This is a genomic window from Myxococcales bacterium, from assembly GCA_016712525.1.
GTDB lineage: Bacteria > Myxococcota_A > Polyangia > Polyangiales > Polyangiaceae > JAAFHV01.
In genome coordinates this window covers 2,380,855-2,404,286 of sequence record JADJQX010000007.1, presented here as the reverse complement: position 1 = coordinate 2,404,286, position 23,432 = coordinate 2,380,855, and the positions used below count along the sequence as shown (strand labels likewise).

Sequence of the window (23,432 nt, the reverse complement as noted above, 5' to 3'; positions counted from 1 at the left end):
TGCCGCTTTCAGTTGTGGATCCACACCACGCTGCCCGTGAGCGCGACGGACGCCCCGTGCCACCCCTCGGGGACCTCGGGCTTGGTGAACCCGAAGAGCTTCGCCGCGTCCTTCGGGGCGAGGTTGATGCACCCGTGCGAGCGCGGAGTGCCGAACTGGTCGTGCCAGTAGGCCGCGTGGAGCGCGTATCCGTCTTTGAAGTATTGAATATAAGGCACGTCCCGGAGCTCGAACTCGGCCTCGGGTTGGCGGCTGTCCATCGTCGAGGCGACGTGCTTCGTATGCACTCGGAAAATGCCCTTCGGGGTCACGAAAGGGTTCTTCTCTTTGTCGTCGGACATGCCACCTGCGCCGGTCGACACGAGCGTGGCGTAGACGGGGGTGTCCCCTTCGACGGCGAGGAGCGTCTGTTTGGCGAGGTTGATCTCGATCCAGCGCTCGCCCTCTTTTCCCCATTTCGGCATCTTGCGAATGGGGTCGAGGCGGGCCGACTCTTTGGCATTCACGAGCGTCCCGTCTTTGAGCACGTGAAAGTGCTCTCCATTGACGATTCGCTGCTTTTTCTCGACCTCGAGGGCCTGGCGCCACGGGATCTCGGCGCCCGGCGCGAGGTGTTTTCCCTCGAGTGACCAGCGCTTCGCGCCCGGCTTGGTCACGAACACGATGGGGAGCTGGAGGGCGCCCTCACCCTTGCCGAGCTCGACCCCGTGGAACGCCGTGCCGCGCACGATCCGGACACGGTCGGCAGGCATCAGCAAGAGATCCGGCGTGAGGAGGTATCGGCGTTTGTCGTTCCGGAGGCTCGCGACGAACGAAATGCCCAGCCGACGCATCGGTCGCGCGGCGTCGAGGGGAATGCAGGTCGGTTGACCGGCCGGGCACGACGAGCCCGCGTCGGCGTCGGGTTTGTGCGAAAAGACGAGCCCCGACAGGTTCGGGACGTACTTCCCGTCCGAGAGAAAGTCGGGAGTCGGATCGTCCTTTCCGTCGGTGGCCCAGGCCGCGAGCACCCCGGGGGAGGGCTCGATGGGGAGCTTCTGGTCGGGGAGGGACGCGAGCTGCGGATACCCGCCCTCTTTGGCCTCGTCGGCCTCGGCCGCTTCGAGCGTGCGGAAGTGTTTGTCCCAGTCGGACTCGAGCGACTTCGCTTCGGCCTCGGTGGGGAAACGTGTGTAGAAGGGCGCGTGCGAGGTGCGCACCACGGCGTACCCGTACGGGAGGCCCGCGGTGAGCTCGGGCCTCCGTGACGAGGCCTTCACGATGGCGTCGTCGAGGTTGCCCGTCGCCTCGCGGCCGACGCACACGAAGCCGCGTGGCGTGATCGGGATCCATCCGCCCGCGCAGCCCTCCTTCGACGCGACCCCGCCGCGCGTGCCGACGATCGCGCCCGCGCGCAGGTACCCTATCTTCTTCGCGTTGGGGCTCGGGCTCTCGAAGACCCACGTCTCCATGGCGCGCGCGGCGATCTTGCCGCCCTCGGCCTTCGGCACCGTGGCCGGCTCGGACGGGCCCGCCGAAGGGTCGGTCGCGGCGGTCTCGAGCGCGAGGGGAGAGGCGTCGGCGCTGCTCGGCTTCGACCCGCACGCCGCGAGGAACGCGGACGCGGCGAGCACGGCGGTCGCGAGGAGAGGCGAGGCGAGGAGGGCGCGGGAGCGGATCGGGACCACGCCTCTTCGCTACCAAGAAGCGCCCGAAATCCAAAAAAACGCGCGTCTCCGCGTCCGTTCGAGTCGCGTGGGCGCCCGCGCTCGGGAGGGAGGGCCCGAGCCCGGCAGTTTACGGTGCGCGTGCTACGGTGCGGCGTGCGTCTCGTGCTCGAAGGCCTCACGGGGACCGGCAAATCGTCGACGATCGCCGCGCTCGGTCGGATCGGCCTCGCGCCCGCGTGTGTGGTGTCCGAGGAGGAGACGCTCGGAGACGCGATGGACGAGCTCCCGCCGGACGAGCGCGTCGGCCCCGCCTTTACCCGGAGGCTCGAGGCCGTGATCGCGCGCCTCGAGCGAGAGCGTCCTTCCACGTTCCTGCTCGAACGCGGGCACCTGTCGTACATGGCGCTCGTCCCGCGGTGGGAGCTCGTAGACGCCTTCGACGCGCGCCTTGGGGACCTCGGGGCGCGCCTCGCGTTGCTCGTGGTCCCCGTCGAGGCGCTCTCCGCGCGCTCGCTCCTCCGCGAGGAGTACGGGGGCGCGGACTTCCAGGCGTTCGCGGAGCGGTTCGGCTCGGTCACGGCGGCCTTGGAGGCGCTTCGTGTCTCGCAGGCCCGGCGCGTCGACGCCCTCACCCGGACGCGCCTCCCGCATCGGACGTTCGACACGTCGAGCAAGGACTGGGACCGCGTCGCCCGAGACGTCGCCGCGTGGGCCGCCTCGCCGTGAGGCCCGAGCTCTTGCGCACAAAGACGTACACGCCGCCCGCGCTCGAGAGAGCACGACCGGCGTGGTTTGGGTGGCGTCCCCAAGGGGATTCGAACCCCTGTCGGCGGCGTGAAAAGCCGCTGTCCTGGGCCAACTAGACGATGGGGACGGAGAGGCGCCTCACGACGCCTCTCGGGAGCCCACGAGACGAGCTCGCGCGCACCCTAAGCTTTTGGCAGCGCGAAGACGCTCAGGCCTTCGTGAGCGCGTGGACCTGCGCCGAGAGGCGCGAGATCGTACGCGAGGCAGCCTTGACGTGGACGGCGCCCTTCGAGGCGGCCTTGTCGAGCTGCACGATGGCGACCTTGAGCGCGGTCGACGCCTCACCGGCGTTCTTCTCTTCGATGGCGACGCGGACGCGCTTCACGAAGGTACGAACGGCGGACGACACGGCGCGGTTGCGCGCGGTGCGGGTGATGCGCTGGCGGTTGCGCTTCTCGGCGGACGGATGATTGGCCACGGGAATCCTCTTCGTTTGCCCGAATCTACCGGTTTTCTCGGCTCGGGGCGGCGCACTCTATGAAAACTGGCCCCGATGTCAAGGCCCACGCGAAAGGTTGGAGCCGGGGCGCCGCCGGCATCGCGTGGAGCGCTCTATAGCGACGTCGCTCGACGTTGTCACGCGCGCCCGAGAGCACGCTGCCCCAGGCTTACGCCGGCCGGCCCGGGCTGGTAGGGTCCGCGCGATGGCGGCGAAAAAGAAGCCTCGAGAGGCGGAGCCCGAAGAGCGCGAGTCCCGCGCCCTCGACGGGGGGCTCCAGGGCGACGACGTGCGCTACGACCGCGCGCTCCGCCCGAAGTCGTTCGCGGACTACGTCGGCCAAGAGAAGCACAAGGAGAACCTCCGGGTGTTCGTCGAGGCCGCGAAGCGCCGCGGGGAGCCGCTCGACCACCTCCTCCTCTCCGGGCCGCCCGGCCTCGGGAAGACCACGCTCGCGCAGATCCTGGCCGCCGAGATGGGCGTCACGCTGCACATGACGAACGGCCCGGTGGTGGAGCACAAAGGCGCGCTCGCGGGCCTCCTCACGAAGCTCGGTCCACGCGACATCCTCTTCATCGACGAGATCCACCGCCTGAACCCGGTGGTCGAAGAGAGCCTCTACCCCGCCCTCGAAGACTTCCAGATCGACGTGGTCACGGGGGAGGGCGCGTTTTCGTCGTCGATCCAGATCCCGGTCCATCCGTTCACGCTCGTCGGCGCGACGACCCGCACGGGCCTCCTCACCGGGCCGCTGCTCTCGCGCTTCGGCCACTCCGTTCGCCTCGATTTTTACCCTCCGGAGGACCTCGCGCGCATCGTGACGCGGAGCGCGGAGCTGCTCTCCGTACCGATCACGAAGGGGGCCGCGTACGCCGTCGCCGTGCGGTCGCGCGGGACGCCTCGTGTCGCGAACCGGCTCCTCCGCCGCGTGCGGGACTTCGCCGAGGTGCTCGGCACGGGCGTCGTCGACGAGCGCTCCGTGTCCGAGGCCTGCGCGCGGCTCGACGTCGACGACAAGGGCTTCGACGAGATGGACCGGCGCCTCCTCAAGGTGATCCTCGACGACTACGACGGCGGCCCCGTCGGCGTGGAGACCCTCGCCGCCGCCCTCGGCGAGCCCCGCGACACGATCGAGGACGTGTACGAGCCCTACCTCCTCCAACAGGGGTACCTCGGCCGAACCCCGCGAGGGCGCATCGCGACGAAGCGCGCCTACGAGCACTTCGGCCTCACGAAGCCGCAGGCGGCCGTCGCGCTCCAGGCCGGGCTCTTCACGGAGCGTGACGACGACTGAACGCCCACGCAGGGCGCGGGCTTTCGCTTTGCGGCGAAACCCTCGTCGTGTCTATACTTTGTGAATATGGCCTCCGGCCCCGTGCTCGTGGTCGACGACGACAACGTCAGCCGCCATGTCTTGGTTCAGGCGCTCACGCAGGCGGGCATCGCTGCGGTGGCGGTCGCGTCCGGCACCGAGGCGCTCCGGGAGATCGACCGGCACAAACCCGACGTGGTCTTGCTCGACCTCGTCATGCCCCCGCCCGACGGCTACCAGATCCTCCGCATCTTGCGCGCCCGCCAAGACACGAAGGACGTCCCGATCGTGGTGCTCACCGCCCTCGACGCGGACGACGAGATCGCGCGCGCCTTCGAGGCCGGCGCCGACGACTTCTTGCGCAAGCCCTTCAAGCCCGTCGAGCTCGTCTCGCGTGTTCGGGGGCAGGTGCGCCTCCGAGCCGCGAAGGACGAGCTGGCGCGCCGCGAAAAAGACGCCCTCGTCGTGACCGAGCTCACGCAGGCGCTCGCCTCGAACCTCGACTTCCGCGGCATCCTGTTCACGGTCGTGCAGCGCATCGCCGAGGTCGCCGAGGTCGACCGCGTCTCCATCGTGCTCGTGCGCGAGGGAAACGTGGGCTACGTCGTCGCCGCGTCGGACGACGAGCAGCTCCGCGATCTCCCCATCGATCTGGCTAAATATCCAGAAATACAAGAGGTTTTGACGTCGGGGGCCACGCTCGTCATCTCCGACTCGGCGACCCACCCTGTGCTCGAGATCTTTCGCAGCGAGGGGCACAAGCTCGCCTTCTCCTCGATCGCGATCTTGCCCATCCTCTACGAAGGTCGCGCGATGGGCGTGCTCTCGCTCAGGTCGAGGGAGCGCGACGCCTTCGGTGACCGGGCGCTCTCGCTCTGCCGCACGGTTTCGAGCGCCATGGCCATCGCCCTCCGCAACGCGCGCGTCCTCCAGACGCTCCGCGACCAGACGCAGCAGGTCACCGTCGCGCGTTTCGAGGCCGAGCGGCGCATGCGCACCCTCCAGAGGTACGCCGACTTCTTCGAGAGCTCGGGCGACGGCATCGTCGTGATCGATCTCGACGGCCACCTCCAGTTCTCGAACCCGCGCGCCCGCGACATCACGGGCTACGAGGAGGACGCGCTCCGCGGTCGGCGCCTCCAGGACCTCTTCGAGTGCCCCAGGATCGCGAACGAGCTCGGGAGCGGCTTCGCGAAGGGCGTGTTCCCGAAGGGCGTCGACGTGAGGGTGCGGCGCGCCGACGGCAAGATCGTCGTCCTCAACGTGAACTTCAGCTCGGTGCTCCGCGAGGACGGCATCGTGCTCTGCTCGTTCCGGGACGTGACCCGCGAGCGCGAGGTCGCCGCCGAGCTCGTCAAGACGAAGGACTTTCTCCAGCGTGTCATCGACTCGTCGGTCGACGGCATCATCACCGCGGATCTCCGCGGCAAGGTGATCCTCTTCAACAGCGCCGCCGAGCGCATCTACGGGCGCGGGGCCGCCGAGGTCGTCGGGGGCCGCGTGCACACGCTCTACCCGCAGGGCGGCGCGGCGCGCATCATGAAGATGATCCGCGCGGGGGGGGGCCGTGTGCAAGGCGTCCGCACCGAGATCGTCGACGGAGCCGGCGCGGTCATCCCGGTGCTCTTCTCCGGCGCGCTCATCTACGAGGGCGACACCCCGGTGGGCAGCGTGGGCATCTTCACCGACCTCCGCGAGAAGATGCAGATGGAGGCCCGCCTCCAAAAGGCCCAGGAGCAGATCCTCGCGCAAGAGCGCCAGGCCATCGTCGCCGAGCTCGCCGGCGCCGCGGCCCACGAGCTCAACCAACCGCTCACCGCGGTGCTGAACTACGCGCTCCTCCTTCGCCGCGTGCTCGAGCCCGGCACACCGGGAGGCCGAGCCGCCGAGGTCATCGCCTCGGAGACCGAGCGTATGGCCGAAATCGTTAGGAAAATCGGGAAGATAACCAAGTACGAGACCAAGAGCTACGTCGGCAAGCAGAACATCTTGGACCTCGATCGCGCGAGCGACAGCACCGCCCCCGCGCCTGCACCCGAGGGGAGCCGCTCGTGAGCGCCGGTCCGAAGCCCGTCGCCTCGGTGCCGCCGATGTCGCTCGTGCCCGAGTCGACCGAGGTGCGCGTGCCGCCGGGCGAGCCGCCGAGGTACCCGTCGTACCGCGTGGTGCTCCACGAGCCGGGCTCCGGCATGCAGCTCCGCGTGGCCGACGTGCCCGCGCGGTGGCTCGACAAGCTCTTCGTCGCCTCGTGCTCCATCCCGACGAACGACGGTGAGCACGCCGTGGTCGAGTGGGCGGTGCGCACCCTCGCAGAGATCTTCCCGGATCACGGCGTCGGGGCGTACGTCGTTCGGCCCGGTGAGGCCGCGCGCATCGTGCGGTACGTGCCCGCGGCGTGCACCTCTCTCCCGCTCGGCGATGGTCCGCCTCGCCTCTTCGCCGGGTTCTCCGCCGAGATCGTGGTCGAGGCCGGTGAAGGGATCTCGCTCCACCTGGGGCTCGCCGAGGGGGCGTTCGGTGGGGAGGCCTCGCCCGAGCACGACATGATGCGCCGCGCGGCCCTCGCCGTGGAGCGAGGTATCGAAAGCGCGCGCGCGCACGAACGCGAGAAGCTCGCCGCGCGCGAGGTGAGCGCCCTGTCGGCGCACCTCGTGCAGACCGAGAAGCTCGCGTCGCTCGGTCAGCTCGCCGCCGGCATCGTGCACGAGCTCAACAACCCCCTCACCTCGATCGTCGCCTACACCGACGTGCTCTTGCGTAAGCAGCTCGTCGTGGGCGGTGAGCCCGAGGACGTCGAGCGGCTCCGGCGTATCGGCGAGAGCGCGGCGCGTATGCTCCGGTTCACGCGCGATCTCATGGCGTACGCGCGCCCCGCCCGAGAGACCCACGTCGCCGTGTCTCTCCACGGTGTCGTCGATCAGGCCCTCGCGTTCTGCGAGCACGTCCTCGACGACTCGCACGGCCGCGTCGAGCGCCTCTTCGCGCCCGAGGGCATCTTCGTCCGAGGCCTGCCCGAGCAGCTCACGCAGGTCTTCGTGAACCTCGTCACGAACGCGTGCCACGCGCTTCCCTCCTCGAACGGCGTCTTGTGGGTCCGCACGCGCCGCATGAAGGACGACGGCGCGGCCGAGGTCATCGTCGAGGACAACGGCGCCGGGATCCCGGCCGAGCACGTCGCCCAAGTCTTCGCGCCGTTCTTCACCACCAAGGCCCCCGGCCGCGGCACGGGGCTCGGCCTGTCGATCGTGAAGAACATCCTCGAGAACCACGACGCTCACATTCGTGTCGAGCCGCGGCCGGGCGGGGGGACGCGGTTCGTGCTCCAGTTTCCGCTCGTCGACATGTGAGAGCCGGGCGCCCGGAATCGCGGCCGCTTCGGGCTCCCGGCTTCAGCGCTCTTCCGTGCTCGTCGAGGTGCCTCGGGTCGGGCTCCAGGTGAAGGTGTCGACGAGCTTGGGCGGCCCTTCGACGAGGGTGTCGTCTTTGCCGATGACGAACCCCTCGATGCGCCCGTCCGGGTGCACGCAGAGGCGCACGAAGTGTTTGAACCCCGGATGCCCGAGCACCGTGAAGGCCTGCTGGTGCTCGAGGCCGAGCAGGGCGAGCAGCATGAGGAACACGCCGAAGAGCAGCGTCCCGAGGGCGGCCGTGCCCAACGTGACGGCCGTTCCGACGGCCATGCCCGCCCCGAGCACGCGTGGCAAGAACGCTCGCAGCACGAAGGGGAGGAGGCCGATGGCCGCGCCGAACGGTGCGGAGAGCGCCGCGATCGGCCTTCGATGGAGCCCCGCGTGGGCGACGAAGTAGAGCCCGGTCGCCGCGCCCGCCGCCATGAGCCCCTGCGCCGCGAGGAGCGCGTCTCCCTGGTAGGTGCGCGCGACCCAGAGCCCGAGCGACCCCACGACCGCCATCGCGAGATGCACGCCCCACCCGCTCCTCCCGAGGAGGAGCTTCACCGGTGTCCCGAGCGCGAGCTCACGGCTGGTCCTCGCGTCGGGGTAGGCGGCGTCGGGGTCCCCCGAGGGGGCGCGGTTGATACGTGTACCATGCAAGAACGCCCCGCCGCCCCCGGCCACGATGTGGCAGGAGGGGCCCACGGTGCGCCGCTCGTAGTGGTGGAAGTCTCCGGAAATGAAAAAGATTTTGTCCTTCTTGAGGTCGAGTCTCACGGCCTCGAGGGCGGCGGCGCCGGGCTCGTTGCGCTCTCCGTAGGCGAGGGCCGGGTCGGCCGACAGCACGAGCACGGCGCGCTCGGGGTGCTCCTTGCGGTGGCGCTTGAAGAAGGCACGCTGGCGGAAGTCGAGCCGCGAGAGCTGGCGGTCGATGCCGAAGAGGTCGAGTCCCCGGGCGAGCGGGAGCGCGAAGTAGCTCGCCTCTTGGAGCGGCACGTAGCCGCGCAGCGCGAGGTGGCGGCGCTTCTTCGCCGTGCGCCCCGTGAAGACACGCCGAAACGTCTCGAGCGCGCCGAGGAAGAGCTGCATCAGCCCCGAGACCTCGTCGAGGTGGAGCTGGCGGGCGACGAGCCCGACCTTTCGCCCCCGAACCTTCCGCAGGCGCCTGTCGAGCCTGCTCCCTCGCGCCCGATCGTCGGCGATGAAGCGCTCGTTCACGCGCTTGCGGAAGAGCCGCCCGAAGCCGTCGAGGCCGTCGTACCAGTCGTGGTTGCCCGGGACCCCGAGGAGCAGACGCGCGCGCTGCGTGTCTCGTGCGGCGCGGAGGGCCTCGTTCCAAGGCAAGACGAGGCGCTCGTGGATCTCGTCGGCCGTGGCGACGGGGTAGGCGATGTCGCCTCCCATCATGAGGATCTCGCCGCGAGGCAAGACGCGCTCTCCTTCGCTCGCAGGCGCCGAGGGGCCCTCGTCGTTCGGCAGGAGGTACTCGCGCGCGAGCATGCGCCCCACGGCGCGGCTCACGTCGCGGTCGTCGCCCGTGTCGGCGGCGAAGTCGATCCAAAGCGGGCGCCCGAGGCACTCGACCAGGCTGCCCGCGCCTCGTGAGGCACGAGGAGCCCCGAGCTCCGACACGGCGGCCCGGAGGAGCTCCGCGGGCGGGTCGGGGCGCATCCAGTCGCGCGAGTCGACGCTCTCGGCCGCGATGAAGCGCGACACGAACCCGCGAAGGTGCCCGAAGAGGGACGTGACGCCGTACCAGCGAATCCCGAACGGGGGATGTGCTCCCTGTTTGAACGCGAGCGGCGCGATCCCTTCGCCGCGCCCCTCGAGGCGTGTCGGCGGGGTGGCAGGTCGAGGTGCCGGAGGGAGGCTCGGCGCGCCGCTCTCCGGCGAGCCTTCCCGAGGGAGGCCGTCGTCGTCCGGGGAATTCGGCGCGTCGAGGGGCACCCGAGAAGTTTACCGTGCGGCGAGAACCCGGGCCGTGTTCTTCGCTCGTTTTCCGAGGGGGCCGTACGGAAATCGTCGAACACCTTTTCCGCCGATCGGGTTACCCTCGTCGGGCCCGCGAGCCTTCGCTCGTCTGCACGATCCATGCGCCCTAGGAAACTCTCGCTCCTCCTCGCCGGTCTCGCCGTAGCCCTCGGGCTCTCCGGGATCGCGCATGCCGTGAACCCCAACATTCGAGGTCGCGTCTCGGGTCAGGACAAGCTCCTGCCCGACGTGTACGCCGAAGCCGCGAAGCCCAAAGCCAACCGGTGGACTTGGCGCGAGCCGTCGCCCGCGGTCGAGGCGCAGTTCCGCACGCTCTCGGCGAACCTCTCGCGCGACGTGTGCATCGCGGCCACGTCCGCCTCGACGGCCGGACCTCAAGAGCCGGTCCTCATGAAGATCACGGGTGGCCGCATCGTGCCCACCACGCTGGCGGTGTCCCCCAAGACGAAGCTCGTCTTGAAGAACCTCGATCCCTTCCCACACAAGGCCTATATCGTCGGAAATAAAGGCTTTTCTGCCGAGGTGATCCAGCCCAACGGCACCCGCGAGTGGACGGCCCCCGACGGCAACGGTCGCTACGAGCTCCGCGACGAGCTCTACCCGAGCGTGCGCACCTGGGTCGTCGTCGACCCTCAAGTTCTCCAGGTGGCCTACCCCGGCCGCGACGGCGCCTTCGCCTTCGCCCTGCCCGCGGGGGACTACGTCTTGAAGGCGTACTTCGGTGGCAAGCGCGTCGGCAAGTCGACGTCGGTCGTCGCGAAGGATCGCGGAACGTTCGAGCTCAAGGAGCCCCTGAACCTCGCCGAGGGAGGGGACTAGTCGGTCATGATGATTCTGTCGCGCATCTGGGTCCTCATTCTCTCGCTGCTCGTCGGCGCGTCGATCTACATCGTGTCGCTCGCGGTCGGTCAGTACAACCGCGCCAACACCAAGGGCATGGACGACGCCCTCCTCGGCGACGGTCAGGTCGTCAACTGGGCGCTCCAGATCGACTCGCGCCGCAGGCTCGACACGCTCATCTTGCTCAGCACCGACGCGGGCGTCGTGAAGTCTCTCAAGGCCTCGAACGGCAAGGAGATCACGCCGGCCTCGAAGGACGAGGCGAAGAAGGCGCTCTCCTCGTACAACGAGAAGCTCCCGCCCGAGTACAAGAACGACGTGCTCTTCGCCGTCGATCGCGACGGTCGCGTCGTCGCGCAGCTCGGGTACGATGCCATCGCGGCCTTCCCGGAGTTCGAGCTCGGCGGATACCCAGCCGTGTTCGACGCGCTCCACGGCTTCTTGCGTGACGACAACTGGGTGCTCGGGGGCAAGCTCGCCCGCGTGGTGACCCGCCCCGTCGAGGCCGAGCTCGGTCAGCCGCCCCTCGGCGCCGTCGTCGGCCTCCGCTGGGTCGACTCGGGCTTCGCCAAGGAGATGGCGTCCCGCACGCGCACGAACGTCGCGTTCTTCGTCGCCGGCTCCAAGGTGGCGCAGGCCGCCCAAGAGGGCTTCGAGGACACCATCTTCGAGCGCCTCACGGCCGACGATCTCAAGGTCGAGGCCCAAGACAAGGTCTTCAGCGAGGTGCACGCCCTCGGAGACGGCAAGAGCGGCCTCATCGTGGGGCGCATCCCGGGAGACGCCTGGGAGCTCGGCGGCACGTTCGCCGTCGTGCGCTCGCGCACCTCGATCGCCGGTCCCATGAGCTTCATCTCGGGCGCCGACGACAAGGACAAGGCCAACGTGAAGACCTGGCTCGTCGTGCTCACGATCGTCGTGGGCGCGGGGCTCGGGTTCCTCTTCTCGTTCCTCGAGCACTCGATGCCCCTCAAGGAGGTGCGCGCGCAGGCCGCTCGCCTCAAGAAGGGCGAGATCGATTACTTGCAGCTTCCACGCTTCCGCGGCGAGTACCGCGCGTTCGCGCAGGACATCAACTCGGGCATCGAGCGGGTGGTCGAGAAGGGTGGCGGAGCTGCCCGTAAGCCCGCGGATCTCGAGTCGATTTTGGGTCCCGTTCCGGCCCAGCCCAACATGAGCGCCTTCTCGTTCCCGCTCTCGGGACCGACCGTCGCTCCGGGGACGCAAGCGCCCGTCATCCCGCCGGCCGCCCCGAGCGCGCCCAAGCCGTTCGTGCCGCCGGCCTCGGCACCTCAGGTCGCGGCTCCTCCGGCCCCGGTGGCTCCTCCGGCCCCGCTCTCCGCGCCGAAGCCCCTCGCGGCTCCGGCACCCCCGAGCGCCCCGAAGCCGCTCGGCGCCCCGGCCCCGCTCGCTCCCCCGCCAGCCCCCGCCGCCCCGCCGCCGCCCCGTGCGTCGACGGGCAGCGTGCCGGGCCTCGGCGCCTCGGGGGCGTTCGGCGCCATCGCGAGCATCGAAGACGACGAGCCCGAGGACGAGCGCACCATGATCGCCAAGCCGAGCGAGGACGCGATCGCCGCGACCGCGTCCGACGAGGCCTCCGACTGGCTCGGCGTCTACGAGGACTACGTCAAGACCAAGAAGCAGTGCGGAGAGTCGGTCGACGGCCTCACCTTCGAGAAATTCCAGGTGACGCTGAAGAAGAACCGCGACGCCCTCATGTCGCGCCACGGCGTGAAGCGCGTGAAGTTCTCGGTGTACGTCAAAGAAGGCAAGGCCTCGCTCAAGGCCACCCCGGTGCGCGAGTGAGCTTCGGCCGGCTCGCGAGGGCCTCGCGCCCGACCGGGCACCTCGTCGGCCTCGTGGTCATGGGCGCCCTCGTCGCCTCGCGCGAGGCACGGGCGTCGAACGTGACCGAGTTTCCGGACAACGGCTCCGAGCAGCTCGGTCGCGGGGGCGCGTGGATCGCGCGCGCGAGCGATCCTCTGGCCACCTTCTTCAACCCGGCGGGCCTCGCCGGCCAAGACTCGCGCGTGACGGTTCAGGCGAACCTGAGCGTGCACCATACATGCTTTACGCGCGTGAAGGCCGCGGGAGACACGTCGACCGAGCCTCTGGCCGACGCGTCGGGCCATTTCCCCCGCGTCTGCAACGACGTCGAGCTCACCCCGAACCCGCAGATCGCCGGCACGCTTCGCATCACGGAGCGCCTCGGCCTCGGTCTCGCGCTCCTCGGCCCGAGCGCGTCGGCGTCGTCGACGTGGCCCGATTTCGTGAACGGCCAAGCCTCGCCGAACCGCTTCCTCTTGGCCCGCCGGCACGGCGCCCTCGTCTTCCCGAGCCTCGGCGTGGGCTTCGAGGTCGTCCCGGGCCTCCGGATCGGCGCGGCCTTCCAGTGGGGCATCGCCGATCTCAAGCTCGCGAGCGCCACCGTCGCGCTCAACGCCGACGGAGGAAACCCGACGGGCGACGTGCGGGCGAACCTCCAAGTGAAAGACTACTTCGTGCCCGGCTTCACCGCGGGCGCGATCTACTCGGCGCACGAGCGGCTCGACGTCGCCGTGTGGGGCCGCGTGAGCGACGCCGTGCGCGCCCGCGGCGACGTGGGCACGGCCGCGAACTACTACACGCCCGCGAACGCCAAGGGCGACGCGAGCCGTGTCATCTACGGCGACACCATCTTCGAGGACTGCGGCACCGGCCAACCCATCACCGACTGCAAGTCGGGAGGGAACGCGACCTTCAAGCTCGCGATCCCCGCCGAGGCCAAGCTCGGTGTGCGCTACCACGTGCCGCGCCCCGGAGGGCCTGCGAGGCCCGGTCACCGCGATCCCATCGCCGACGACGTGTTCGACGTGGAGGCGAACCTCACCTGGGCGAACAACAGCGCCATCGACTCGATCGAGGTGCGCTTCCCGGGCGATGGTCAGGGCAACGGCATCTTGCCGGTGTCGGGCATCCCGGGCGGCACCCTGCCCGAGAACGCCGATCAGCGGCGCGCCTACAAGGACGTGGTCGGTCTCCGAATCGGCGGTGATTTCAACGTCTTGCGCGACAGGCTCGCCCTCCGCGGGGGTGGCTTCTTCGAGTCGAGCGCGGCGAGCCCGCAGTTCCAGAACATCGACTTCGCCTCGGGGAGCCGCGTCGGCCTCGCGCTCGGGGCGACGGTGCGCATCCGCACCGGCAAAGAGCCGAGCTCGGGCGCGCTCGATCTGATGGTGGGCTTCATGCATGCCTTCGTGGCCGATCTGTCGAACGCCGATCCGAAGGCCGCGGGGCTCCCGGCGCTCGCGGGCACGCAGTGCAACCCGTCGTCGAACAACCAGCTCGGGGCGACGTGCGCCGACGGGGCGCCCAAGTACCGCACGAACTACCCCGTGAACCTCGGCACGATCACGAACGCGATCAACGCGCTCAACGTGGGCGTCGCGTACCGCTTCTAGACGGTCACCGTCCGAGCCAGGTCGCGCGCCCGTCTCGAGCATCGAAGGTGAGGCGGGCCCTCGCCCGGGCTTCGCGGGCCGCTCAGCGAGGCTTTCGAGGGAGGACACCCTCGAGGATCCCTCGCGCGACGATCGGCATGCCGTCCGCGGCGGAGGTGAGGTCGAAGGGCCCTTCGAGCTGCCGCTCGAGCGCGAGCGCCGTGTACCCGTGGATCGTGGACCACGCGACGAGCGCGGCGCGCTGCCGTTCGGCGGCTCCGCCAAGGCCGTCGAACGTGCCGAGGAGCACGTCGAGGGAGCGCCTCGCGGCCTCGTCGAGCCCGGGGTGGGCGTCGAACGGCTTGAGGTCGTGGCTCCACATCAACCGGAACATGCCGGGCTCGTCGAAGGCGAAGGCGAGGTAGGCGCGGCCCATCGCCACGAGGCGCTCCTCGGCGCCCGTGGCCGTGGTCGTGGCAGCGGCGAGACGCTCTGCGAAGGACTCGAAGCCGAGCCGCGCGACCTCGGCCAGCAGGGCGACCTTGTTCGGAAAGTGGCGATACGCGGCGGCGTGCGACACCCCGACGCGGGCCGACAGCTCGCGCAGCGTCGGCATGTCGCCCTCGCGCAAGGACTCGCACGCGCGCCGGACGAGCTCCGCGCGGAGATCGCCGTGGTGGTACGGCGGACGCGCCTTCGGGGGCCTGGCCATGCCGCTCGTATACCTCGAGCGCGGCCCGCTCGGCCCTGGATTTCCCGAGGCTCCCCTCGGACGCACCGTCACCTGGGGCCCATGCGGCGCAGCTTTACCGGGGCGATGTTGCCACTGGTTACTTCAAATGTTACCGTTGGTCACATGAGCGACCTACGCGCCTCGTCCTTCGCCCCATTCGTCCTCTCGGCCCTCCTCCTCGCGGGGTGCGCGACCTCCCGTACGACGACCCGCGTCGGGGGAGTGGAGGTCGTGACGTTCCGCCGCGCCTACACGAACGCGCACGTCGTGCGGGCCGACGGGGCGGCCTTCTTGGTCGACACCGGGCTCGCCGAAGAGGCGGCCTCGCTCGACGCCGATCTCCGCGACGCGGGCGTCGACCCTCGCGCGCTCGGGGCCATCGTCCTCACGCACGGGCACGCCGATCACGCGGGCGGCGCACCCTACTTTCGCGCGCGCTACGGCACCCCGATCGTGGCCGGCGAGGGGGATCGCGCGCTGCTCTCCGAAGGAAAGAACGACGCCCTCTGCCCGACGAGCGGCGGCGCTCGCGACGACCTCGCGAAACATCAGGCTGCCCGCTACGCGCCCTTCGCGGCCGACGTGTGGATCACGGCGCCGCGCCCGCTCGAGGGCCTCACCGGCGTTCATGGAGAGGTTCGGCCGCTCTCGCGTCACACCGCAGGCTCGCTCGTCGTCGTCGTGGGAGATGCCGTGCTCGTCGGCGATCTCTTCCGGGGCTCGGTGCTCGGTTCGTCCGCCGAGACCCACTACTACCAGTGCGATCCTGCCGGGGCGGCGCGTGACGCCGTCGCTCTCGCACGGGGCGCACACGAAGGCGCGACCTTCTTCGTCGGCCATTTCGGCCCCGTGCCTCGCGCGAGCGTGCTCGAGCGCCTCGCCCTCGGCCGTCCGTGAGCGCTCGCAAAACACGAAGGCCCCACGACGTCGTCGTGAGGCCCTCGTCGGCTGCGCCCTTCGGCCCGACCGCGATCGGGACGAGCGCGTCTCGTCAGTGGGTGCCGTTGATGGCGAGCCAGCGCTCCGCCTCGAGCGCGGCCATGCAGCCCGAGCCCGCGGCCGTGACGGCCTGGCGGTAGACGAAGTCCTGCACGTCGCCCGCGGCGAACACGCCGGGCACGTTGGTCTGCGCGGTGCCCGGCTTGGTCTTCAGGTAGCCGTTGTCGTGGAGCTCGAGGAAGTCCTTGAAGAGATCGGTGTTCGGCGTGTGACCGATGGCGACGAAGTACCCCGTGACGTCGAGGGTCTTCTTGTCGCCCGTCTTCGAGTTGCGGAGGCGGATGCCCGTGACCTCGCCCTTGGACACGTCGAGGATCTCGTCGACCTCGCTGTTGTAGTGGATGACGATCTTCGGGTTCTTGAGCACGCGGTCCTGCATCGCCTTGCTCGCGCGGAACTCCTCGCGGCGGTGGATGAGGTGCACCGTCTTGCAGATGCCCGAGAGGTACATGGCCTCTTCCATCGCCGTGTCGCCGCCGCCGACCACGGCGACGTCCTGGTTGCGGAAGAAGGCGCCGTCGCACACGGCGCACGCGGACACGCCGCGCCCCTTGAGCGCGTGCTCGCTCTCGATGCCGAGCCATTTGGCCTGGGCGCCGGTCGCGATGATGATCGTCTCGGCCGAGTACTCGACGTTGTCGTCGCCCGCCCACACTCGGAACGGGCGCTTCGAGAAGTCGACCTTGTTGACGTCTTCCGTGCGGATCTCGGCGCCCTGGTGGACCGACTGATCGCGGAACGCCTTCATGAGGTCGGGCCCGGTGATCTTCTCGGGGAAGCCCGGGTAGTTCTCGACGTCGTTCGTGATCATGAGCTGGCCGCCGGGGATGCCGCCGCGGACGAGGCCCTCGAACATGAGCGGCTTCAGGTTGGCGCGTGACGCGTAGATGGCCGCCGTGTGGCCCGCAGGGCCCGAACCGATGATGATGACTTTCCGGGTTTCGCTCATGGGCGAGAACTCTACGCCGACTCCCTCGGGCACGCGCGCCGAATCGTGCGACGCCAAAGCGGCCGTTCCTACCTCTCACGACACCCGCCCCGAAGGCCGTGAAGGCCACGAAGACCGCGGAGGCCCGCGCCGCCCCCGAATGTTCCCGAGGTCCATCGGCCCGGGCTTCGGAATGTGGACTCTCGGCCTAGAAAAACGCTACCGTGCGAGGCCGTGAGCGAAAAGACCTCCACGGCCCTCCGCGAAGAGCAGCTCGCGCGTGTCCCGTTCTTCGACGGGCTCACCGGCGAGGCCCTCGCGCTCATCGCCGAGGTCACCCGAGAAGAGGCTCACCCGCTCGGCGCGCGCATCTTCCAGTACGGCGATCCGGGCGACCGCCTCTACATCATCCTCGACGGCAAGGTGCGCATCTCGCGCAACGTGGCCGGCATGGGCGAAGAGGCGCTCGCCGTGCTCGGGCCGGGTGAGGTCTTCGGCGAGATGGCCTTGCTCGACGAGTCCACCCGCTCGGCCGACGCGCTCGCTCACGAGCGGTGCCGCTTGCTCGTCATCTCGAAGGACGACTTCGACGACCTCCTCTTCCTCCACAAGGACCTCGCCTACGAGGTGCTGTGGAGCTCGGTGCGCATGCTCACGAGCCGCCTCCGCGAGACGAACGACAAGCTCACGTTCCTCTCTACCTCGGGCAAATTTTAGAGCAAACTCAAGCCCTTACACTCTTGTCGAAAGCTCCACGTCTCATGAAATCTCGCACCATGTCCGCGCTGTTCGTGCTCTCGCTCGCCGCGTCGTTCGTGGCCGCCGCGTGCGACGGCAACGTCCCGCCCCCGGCCACGCCGCCCGTGCCTTCGGCCTCCGCCGTGCCCTCCGCGTCGGCCGTCCCGGCCCCGTCGGCCTCGGCCTCCGCAGCCCCCTCGGCCTCCGCGTCGGCCGCGCCCGCGAAGGCGCCCGTCGTGATGAAGCCCACCATGGCCACCCAAATGACGGCCGACCTCGCGGCCATCGGCCTCGATCCGAAGAAGCTCCCGCCCATCGAGAAGCTCGAGCCCGAGAAGCTCCGCAAGGTCATGAAGACCTTCAACAAGGCCCTCGGCGTGCAGTGCAACGGCTGCCACAACGCCGACGATTTCAAGGCGCCCACGCCCCACAAGAAGATCGCCGCGCGCATGTGGAACGAGTTCACGCGCGGCCTCGCCATGGCCGACGGCGCGCCCATCTACTGCGACTCGTGCCACCAAGGCCGCATGGAGACGCTCGACAAGAGCGACAAGAAGGCGCTCGCGGGCTGGATGCAGAAGGAGCTCGTCGACAAGGTGAAGCGCACCGACAAGAAGGAGCACGGCTGCGAGACGTGCCACGGCGATCCCTTCGAGGGCGCGTTCCTCGACAAGGTGTGGGCGAAGAAGTAACGCGCGCCGCACCCGATGCACGAAGGCCTCGGAACCCACGAAGGGCTCCGAGGCCTCCTTCATTTCGGGGCTACGCCCCGGCTCAAGGGGGAGAGACCTTGCCCCTCGGGTCGTCTGCCAAGTTGCGGAGAAACTTGACGATTTGGCTCTTCGCCTCGGGCACGTCGTACGCCACGAAGTGGCCGTCGGAGCCCGGCTTCGGCGCGTACTGCGCGAGCACGCCCGAGGCCTTGCCGCCCGCGAGGTTCCCCACGAGGCCATCGGCGGGCACGGTGACGTCGCCGAGGCCGGCGAACTTCGCCTCACGGATCGGCCAGAGGCCCGGCGCCTGCCGCGGGAGCCCGAGCGCCACGGCGCCGACCTCGATGCCGTGCGGTGGAGCGTAGCTGTCGCCCACGCCGTCGGCCCCGATGCCCTCGGTCTCGAAGATGCTCTTCGGTGCGAAGCCCTCGCGCGGCCGCTGGATGATGCGCCCCATGTAGTGGATGGGATCGGTCGTATCGACCATGGCCTGCGCCAGGTTGACGACGGGGTGGAAGAGATCGAGCTCCTTGCCCTCTTCGGGATCGGTGAGCGAGAGCAGCACACGCAGCGCGCCGGCCACGCTCGGCTTGGGCTCGGTCTTCTCGAGGAGCGCGATCGTGATGAGGCTGCCCGTGCCCGAGAGCACACCCCCGCGCGACGACGGGTCGGCCGCGAGGTAGAGCGGCCCGTTGAGCCCGCCCTGCGAGTGCCCGTAGAACGTCACGCGTTTTCCGTCGAGCTTCACGTCTTTGCCGGAGCGCGCGACCGCCGCGGGGACGACGAGCCCGGTCTCGGTGAAGAGCCGCGCCTCTTGGGCCACGTCGACCGCCGACTGGCGCCCGTTCGTGCGGGCCGCGGTGGGGTTATTCAAGTTGAAGAAGAGGAGCTGCGTGTTCCCCTCCTTGTTCGGATCGCTGTCGGGAGGCGCGCCGGGGCGCGTCCCGTGGAAGATCTGATCCGTGCCCACCGTCGCGAGGCACGCCTCGGCGAGCGCGGGCCCCACGCTCTTCGACATGATGCTGCGGTAGTCGCCGCCGGTGCCGTGGGCGTAGATCACGACCGGGTAGCCTGCCTCGGGCTCGGGGCATTTTTGGGCGTTCGGGATCACGATCGCGAAGCGCACGTCGAACGTGCCTTGGAGCACGGGCACGCCCTTGTCGTCGAACGTGAAGGCCCCGCCTTGCTGCGCGAAGGGCACCGTGCCCGCCTGGTAGCTCGGCGTGGGTCCGTACATGCCCTCGTACACGTCGTACGAGGCGGCCTGATCCTTCGCGACGATGTCGCGCGCTACGGGGGCCTTCACCTGGGATTTCATGGCGTCGACGACGCGAAAGAGCTCGTCGGTCGGATCGTTCGTGGTGAAAACCGTGAGGTGGGCGACGTCTCCTTTGGGGATGCCCGCGGCCGCGAGCTCGGTCACCGCATCGCCGTAGGCCGCGCGCACCTTCTCGGTCTTCGAGGTGGGCGGCGTCTCTCCGAGCACCTCGGCGAGATCGGACGAGGGCTCGAACGCGCGCCCGTCGGTGCTCCTGAGGGCGCGAGTCACGACGAGGGCGTAGCGTGTGCTCGGGAGGAGCGGCGCGCCGGGCATGGGCAGCACCGCGAGCGTATCTTTCGGGATGTACACGCCCTTCGCCGCGCGGAACGACGTCTCGATCGGGCGCCGTTTGCCGCGCTCGGGCGATTTCGGGTCGATGTCGACGAGCTGCACCGAGGACGATGGGCTCTTCGCCGCGCCGGGATCGGCCGGGAGCGACGCGGGATCGACGTCGGCCGAGAAGCGCAGGTGGATCGCCGCGGCGGGCGAGAACCCACGAAGGAGCCCCTTCGTCGCCTTCACGTAGTCGGCGATGAGGCGCGACTCGAACGGGGAGTAGAAGCCCTCGTAGACGGCGTGCCCGGTCTCGTCGCGCCGCAGATCGCTCGGGAACGGGTGATCGAAGTAGGCCTCACCCGAGAGCTCGGAGAGCGCCGCCGGCGCGACGAAGATGCTGGCTGGCGGGGGGCTCGAGGCCTCCGCGGACGACGAGCACGCCGCCGAGAGCCCCGACGCGAGGGCCGCACCGGCGAAAAGGAAGAGGGGAACCGTGAACCTGCGAGGCATGCGCGAAGGATACACGGTGCGTGGCCGAAGTCCCGCGCCCCCCCGACGTCTCGACGCCGCCCGAGCCGGGCGGGCACGAGAGAAGGCTCAGGCGGCGCCGACGGTCGGCTGGGCTCTCGTCGTGACCTTCGGACCGACGAGGGTGTAGTCGTCCGCGTACGCAGGGAGGATCTCCCCATCGGCCCCGGTCATCCAGGCGGGGGCGGCGCCGCGCGGCATGCGCAGCACGTCGACCTTGGAGTACGTGCCGAAGACCGCGTCCCACACCGGGGTGGTGACGCCGTGGTTCTCCTTGGGTGTCTTGTGGTGGTGGAGGAGGTGGTGCTTGCGGACGAACGCCGCGTACGCGCTCTTCGGGGCGTGGGTGTGGATGCGCCGGTGCACGATCTCGTAGCCGAGGTACGTCGACGCGAGGCCCGTCGCGAAGGCGAGCGCCCTCCGCGGCCCGAAGATGGGCGTGAGGCAGACGAAGCCCGCGCCCACGGTGAGCGCCGCGGCCGCCGCCTTCTGGGAGCTCGGCGCGAAGTAGCTCGGGTCGGCGTGGTGCGCGAGGTGCTCCGAGTTGAACGCGTACGCGAGCCCCTCGAGCGAGAGCATGCCCCGCCACGTGCTGGGCTTCTTCCTCCGCGGACCGTGCCCCACGAACCTGTGAATGGCGTACTCACTTGCCGACCAGGCCAGCGCACCCAATGAGAAAAATGCGAGCGACATAGGAACCTCCGCAGCTCCAGGCTGTGAAGGTAATGTGAATGACGTTCACTCTTTCGTCAAGGCCGCGGTCACCGAATGATCTCGACCGCGGGTTTGGGCTCGTTCGGAGGGCCGGAGGGGCCGTCGTGGGTGATCCAGTACGCCGTGAGGGAGGCGAGGAGGAGCGCCGCGAAGACGAAGAGCGGCACGGTGGCCGAGTCGGGGCGTGTGCGGGAGGCGAGGTCTCGGGCGGCGTCCCGGAGGACCGGATCCGGCGACTCCGCGAGGGCGCGGGCCCCGTCGTTCACCCGCGCGTAGTCCCCCGCTTCGAACGCCGCGACGAGCCGGAGGAGCTCGGGGTCGTCAGGGTAGCCCTCGGCGAAGGGCGGACGCTCGGGGTGGCTCGCGCTCACGAGGCGCTCCTCGGGCGGCGCACGATCGTGCCCGACGAGAGGCCCCCGAACGTGACCGTGGGCGTGAGGAACGGGGCCGTGACGTGCGCCGTGACCTCGCTCGACGAGAGCATCTGGACGAAGCCGGGGGCGCGCGCGACACGAGACGCGATCGTCTTCTCGAGCATCATCGACGTGTACTGCCGCGCATAGAGCTCGGGGGTGTTCGTGTTCATGACGACGTCGAGCTCTTGGGCCTTCGCCGTCGCCGCGATGCCGGGAATCCGGCTCTCGAGCGGTGACCAGCTGTCGGCCGCGGTGCCGTTCTCGCTCGAGCCCCACACGCCCGACTCCGTGCAGACGAAGAGCGTTTGGTTCCCCACGGTGTGGCCCGGCGTCCGGAGGAGCATGACCCCGTCGCCGAGGGCGAGATCGTTCTCGGTGAGGCACACGTTGCCCATGCGCACGTTCGCGCGCCCTTCGGCCACGAACCACGCGCGTTGCACGGGGTGGAGATCGTCCCACGTGTCCCACTCGGCCTTCGGGGCGAGGAGCACCGCGTTCGGGAAGCGAGGCTCACGGCCGCCGTTCGTGCCGAGGAGGCCACGCAGATCTTGGGTGTGGAAGTGGTCGAAGGCGACGTAGTCGACGTCCTCGGGGTGGAGGCCCAGGCCCGCGAGCTGGGTCTCGAGCGAATCGTAGGCGCGCGCCATGAGCGAGGCGACCTTCGGCCCCACCTCGGCCGTGAGCCGCGCGAAGAAGGGCGTCGCGCGGGCCGCCTCGATGTCGGACGGGTTGAAGAGGAGCGTCTTCGGGGTCCCGCCCTGGAGAAACTGCACGACGAGGCACCTGTGCGTAAGCGTCACGAACGGCGCGGGCGAGATGGCGGCGGCGTTGAAGGCGTACCGCGTGGGGTAGGGGAGCGTCGTCAGCGGGAGCGATCGCACCGCGAGCGCCCGAGGCCCCTTGGCGAACCGCTCGGCGAGCTTCGCGCCTGCCTCGACGGTCTTTCGGAGCTGCGCGGCCGCCACGGGCTCGTCGTAGGCCTCGTCGAGCACGTGCAGAATGCATTCTTCGGGGAGCGTCGCCATGCGGTCTACCCTAGCAGCCTGTCGGTGTTTCGGACCGACGACGCTTTGGAGCTCTTGGCGAGGGACGGGAGAAAATCAACGGGCTTCCCATACGGAACCTCGCTTCGTCGATCCCGAACTGTCTCCTCGCCCGCCGACGGCGTGTACCGCCCGGGCTTCGCGCCTCATTCGGCGCCACATCGGCGGCGGATGCGGGTCGCCACGTCGACCGCCACGGGGTCGCGCCGCCCGAGCCGTAGGGCACGATCGGCGGCCTCGACGGCCACGTCGCAGCGGTTCGTCGCGAGCGCTTGTTCGGCGACGCGCAAGCGCTCGTCGATGCCGAGGAAGAGGTACCGGTCCGTGAGATCGCGGTAGGCCACCGCCCCGGCCGTCCCGACGAGCGCGAGCACGCAGGCGCCTACGACGAGGCTCACGCGTTTTTCGTCGTGCGTGACACCGCGCCGCCACGACGCGGCGAGCAAGGCGCCGGCGACCGCGCCCCCGCCATGGGCCCAGTTGTCGAACCGCGCCACGAAGCCGAGCAGCATCGTGGCCGCGAGCCACTTCGCCATGGCGGTCGTGACGGGCCCTTTGGGGCCCTGCGTGCGGTACCCGAGGACGGCCGCGGCGCCGATGATGCCGCAGATGGCCCCCGAGGCGCCCGCGCTGAGGCGCTCGGTCGCGGTCCACCCGACGAGCGCGCTCGTGGCGCTCGCGACGATGCCCGAGCCCAAGACGAGGGGAAAGTAGCGAGCCTTCCCGACGCTGCGCTCGACGAAGGGTCCGACCGAGCGGAGGGCGATCATGTTGAAGGTGAGGTGGATCACGTCGAAGTGGAGGAACACCGACGCGAGCAGCGACTCGAGGCGCCGGTCGCCCACCGTGAGCGAGGCGAGGTTCGCCCCGAAGAGCAGCATCGTGTCCTGCGGGATCTGGAGGATCGCGCGCGGCGAGAACGAAAAGAGCACACACGCGGCGTAGACCCCGACCGAGAGCAGCACGAGCCCCCGCGTGACGGTCGCCTCCTCGAGGTCCTTCGGGCCGAGGAGCACCTCGCGCAAACGTTCGGCGAACGTCTCGCGCTGGTCTTCCGGATCGCTCGCCTCGGTCACGGGCGCAATCTAAATCAGGGAGCGAAAAGCTCGATCGAAATCGGCGGCCCATGTCCCCTTGCGCAAGATCGGCATCGCCGGAAATTGGGCCACCTCT

The 23,432-nt window shown here is 69.7% G+C and carries 20 protein-coding genes and 1 tRNA gene; 10 read left to right on the top strand and 11 right to left on the bottom strand.

Annotated elements, in window-relative coordinates; genetic code table 11:
- Nucleotides 1-8 precede the first annotated feature (8 nt).
- On the bottom strand, nt 9-1,667 hold the full coding sequence (locus tag IPK71_27175; protein ID MBK8217425.1) for a L,D-transpeptidase: 1,659 nt from the start codon (nt 1,665-1,667) through the stop codon (nt 9-11).
- 135 nt (nt 1,668-1,802) lie between these two features.
- Between IPK71_27175 and IPK71_27170 the strand changes: the two genes are divergently transcribed.
- A complete protein-coding gene (locus IPK71_27170; GenBank protein MBK8217424.1) occupies nt 1,803-2,375 on the top strand; it encodes a hypothetical protein in 573 nt (190 codons plus the stop codon).
- Between the two features lie 71 nt (nt 2,376-2,446).
- Here IPK71_27170 and IPK71_27165 read toward each other — a convergent pair.
- Both IPK71_27165 and rpsT read right to left on the bottom strand, forming a co-directional pair.
- Nucleotides 2,447-2,523 (bottom strand) — tRNA-Glu (locus IPK71_27165).
- Nucleotides 2,524-2,604: 81 nt separating this feature from the next.
- The gene (gene rpsT / locus IPK71_27160) at nt 2,605-2,874 is read right to left on the bottom strand and encodes a 30S ribosomal protein S20 (GenBank protein ID MBK8217423.1); all 270 of its coding nucleotides are present in this window, start codon (nt 2,872-2,874) and stop codon (nt 2,605-2,607) included.
- A 226-nt stretch (nt 2,875-3,100) separates the two neighbouring features.
- Between rpsT and ruvB the strand changes: the two genes are divergently transcribed.
- From ruvB to IPK71_27145, 3 genes are all read left to right on the top strand, one after another.
- Complete coding sequence (ruvB, locus tag IPK71_27155) at nt 3,101-4,189, top strand: Holliday junction branch migration DNA helicase RuvB (protein MBK8217422.1); 1,089 nt, start codon at nt 3,101-3,103, stop codon at nt 4,187-4,189.
- A gap of 81 nt (nt 4,190-4,270) precedes the next feature.
- Entirely contained in the window at nt 4,271-6,262 is a 1,992-nt protein-coding gene (locus IPK71_27150; GenBank protein ID MBK8217421.1) for a PAS domain S-box protein, read from the top strand.
- Entirely contained in the window at nt 6,259-7,554 is a 1,296-nt protein-coding gene (locus tag IPK71_27145; GenBank protein MBK8217420.1) for a HAMP domain-containing histidine kinase, read from the top strand. The genes IPK71_27150 and IPK71_27145 overlap by 4 nt, the downstream gene beginning before the upstream one ends.
- 42 nt (nt 7,555-7,596) lie before the next feature.
- Here the strand turns inward: IPK71_27145 and IPK71_27140 are convergent, their stop codons facing one another.
- Nucleotides 7,597-9,546 (bottom strand): hypothetical protein, encoded by a 1,950-nt coding sequence (locus tag IPK71_27140; protein ID MBK8217419.1) that lies wholly within the window; start codon nt 9,544-9,546, stop codon nt 7,597-7,599.
- 144 nt (nt 9,547-9,690) lie between these two features.
- Here IPK71_27140 and IPK71_27135 point away from each other — a divergent pair, with 144 nt between their 5' ends.
- Genes IPK71_27135 through IPK71_27125 form a run of 3 tightly spaced genes read left to right on the top strand, consistent with a single transcriptional unit; the run spans nt 9,691 to nt 13,871 of the window.
- Nucleotides 9,691-10,410 (top strand): hypothetical protein, encoded by a 720-nt coding sequence (locus IPK71_27135; protein ID MBK8217418.1) that lies wholly within the window; start codon nt 9,691-9,693, stop codon nt 10,408-10,410.
- A 6-nt stretch (nt 10,411-10,416) separates the two neighbouring features.
- Nucleotides 10,417-12,237, top strand: a complete 1,821-nt coding sequence (locus IPK71_27130) for a hypothetical protein (protein ID MBK8217417.1) — start codon at nt 10,417-10,419, stop codon at nt 12,235-12,237.
- Entirely contained in the window at nt 12,234-13,871 is a 1,638-nt protein-coding gene (locus IPK71_27125; protein ID MBK8217416.1) for an outer membrane protein transport protein, read from the top strand. The genes IPK71_27130 and IPK71_27125 overlap by 4 nt, the downstream gene beginning before the upstream one ends.
- An 82-nt stretch (nt 13,872-13,953) precedes the next feature.
- Here IPK71_27125 and IPK71_27120 read toward each other — a convergent pair whose 3' ends face one another.
- Complete coding sequence (locus IPK71_27120; protein ID MBK8217415.1) at nt 13,954-14,562, bottom strand: TetR/AcrR family transcriptional regulator; 609 nt, start codon at nt 14,560-14,562, stop codon at nt 13,954-13,956.
- Nucleotides 14,563-14,706: 144 nt separating this feature from the next.
- On the opposite strand from IPK71_27120, the gene IPK71_27115 reads away from it, so the two are divergent.
- Nucleotides 14,707-15,480: an MBL fold metallo-hydrolase gene (locus IPK71_27115; protein MBK8217414.1), complete on the top strand. Its 774-nt coding sequence runs from the start codon at nt 14,707-14,709 to the stop codon at nt 15,478-15,480.
- A 94-nt stretch (nt 15,481-15,574) separates the two neighbouring features.
- Here IPK71_27115 and trxB read toward each other — a convergent pair whose 3' ends face one another.
- A complete protein-coding gene (gene trxB / locus IPK71_27110) occupies nt 15,575-16,531 on the bottom strand; it encodes a thioredoxin-disulfide reductase (protein ID MBK8217413.1) in 957 nt (318 codons plus the stop codon).
- Between the two features lie 213 nt (nt 16,532-16,744).
- On the opposite strand from trxB, the gene IPK71_27105 reads away from it, so the two are divergent.
- Nucleotides 16,745-17,227 carry a cyclic nucleotide-binding domain-containing protein gene (locus IPK71_27105; protein MBK8217412.1) on the top strand — a complete coding sequence of 161 codons (483 nt, stop codon included), beginning with the start codon at nt 16,745-16,747 and terminating at the stop codon, nt 17,225-17,227.
- 44 nt (nt 17,228-17,271) lie between these two features.
- Nucleotides 17,272-17,940 carry a hypothetical protein gene (locus tag IPK71_27100; GenBank protein MBK8217411.1) on the top strand — a complete coding sequence of 223 codons (669 nt, stop codon included), beginning with the start codon at nt 17,272-17,274 and terminating at the stop codon, nt 17,938-17,940.
- Nucleotides 17,941-18,022: 82 nt separating this feature from the next.
- Here IPK71_27100 and IPK71_27095 read toward each other — a convergent pair whose 3' ends face one another.
- The 5 genes from IPK71_27095 to IPK71_27075 form a co-directional block, all read right to left on the bottom strand.
- Entirely contained in the window at nt 18,023-20,068 is a 2,046-nt protein-coding gene (locus tag IPK71_27095) for a hypothetical protein (GenBank protein MBK8217410.1), read from the bottom strand.
- Between the two features lie 87 nt (nt 20,069-20,155).
- A complete protein-coding gene (locus IPK71_27090; protein ID MBK8217409.1) occupies nt 20,156-20,779 on the bottom strand; it encodes a sterol desaturase family protein in 624 nt (207 codons plus the stop codon).
- A gap of 68 nt (nt 20,780-20,847) precedes the next feature.
- On the bottom strand, nt 20,848-21,171 hold the full coding sequence (locus IPK71_27085) for a hypothetical protein (protein MBK8217408.1): 324 nt from the start codon (nt 21,169-21,171) through the stop codon (nt 20,848-20,850).
- Nucleotides 21,168-22,241, bottom strand: coding sequence for a hypothetical protein (locus IPK71_27080; GenBank protein MBK8217407.1), 1,074 nt, complete (start codon nt 22,239-22,241; stop codon nt 21,168-21,170). Before IPK71_27080 ends, IPK71_27085 begins: the two co-directional genes overlap by 4 nt.
- Before the next feature lie 164 nt (nt 22,242-22,405).
- Entirely contained in the window at nt 22,406-23,335 is a 930-nt protein-coding gene (locus tag IPK71_27075) for a rhomboid family intramembrane serine protease (GenBank protein ID MBK8217406.1), read from the bottom strand.
- Nucleotides 23,336-23,432: the final 97 nt, after the last annotated feature.

What these genes read in the sequence shown, in the direction of transcription:
- IPK71_27100 (MBK8217411.1), top strand. Translation starts at nt 17,272, where the DNA reads ATGAAATCTCGCACCATGTCCGCGCTGTTCGTGCTCTCGCTCGCCGCG.
- trxB (MBK8217413.1), bottom strand. Translation starts at nt 16,531, where the DNA reads ATGAGCGAAACCCGGAAAGTCATCATCATCGGTTCGGGCCCTGCGGGC.
- IPK71_27080 (MBK8217407.1), bottom strand. Translation starts at nt 22,241, where the DNA reads ATGGCGACGCTCCCCGAAGAATGCATTCTGCACGTGCTCGACGAGGCC.
- IPK71_27130 (MBK8217417.1), top strand. Translation starts at nt 10,417, where the DNA reads ATGATGATTCTGTCGCGCATCTGGGTCCTCATTCTCTCGCTGCTCGTC.
- IPK71_27095 (MBK8217410.1), bottom strand. Translation starts at nt 20,068, where the DNA reads ATGCCTCGCAGGTTCACGGTTCCCCTCTTCCTTTTCGCCGGTGCGGCC.
- IPK71_27120 (MBK8217415.1), bottom strand. Translation starts at nt 14,562, where the DNA reads ATGGCCAGGCCCCCGAAGGCGCGTCCGCCGTACCACCACGGCGATCTC.
- IPK71_27135 (MBK8217418.1), top strand. Translation starts at nt 9,691, where the DNA reads ATGCGCCCTAGGAAACTCTCGCTCCTCCTCGCCGGTCTCGCCGTAGCC.
- ruvB (MBK8217422.1), top strand. Translation starts at nt 3,101, where the DNA reads ATGGCGGCGAAAAAGAAGCCTCGAGAGGCGGAGCCCGAAGAGCGCGAG.
- IPK71_27090 (MBK8217409.1), bottom strand. Translation starts at nt 20,779, where the DNA reads ATGTCGCTCGCATTTTTCTCATTGGGTGCGCTGGCCTGGTCGGCAAGT.
- IPK71_27115 (MBK8217414.1), top strand. Translation starts at nt 14,707, where the DNA reads ATGAGCGACCTACGCGCCTCGTCCTTCGCCCCATTCGTCCTCTCGGCC.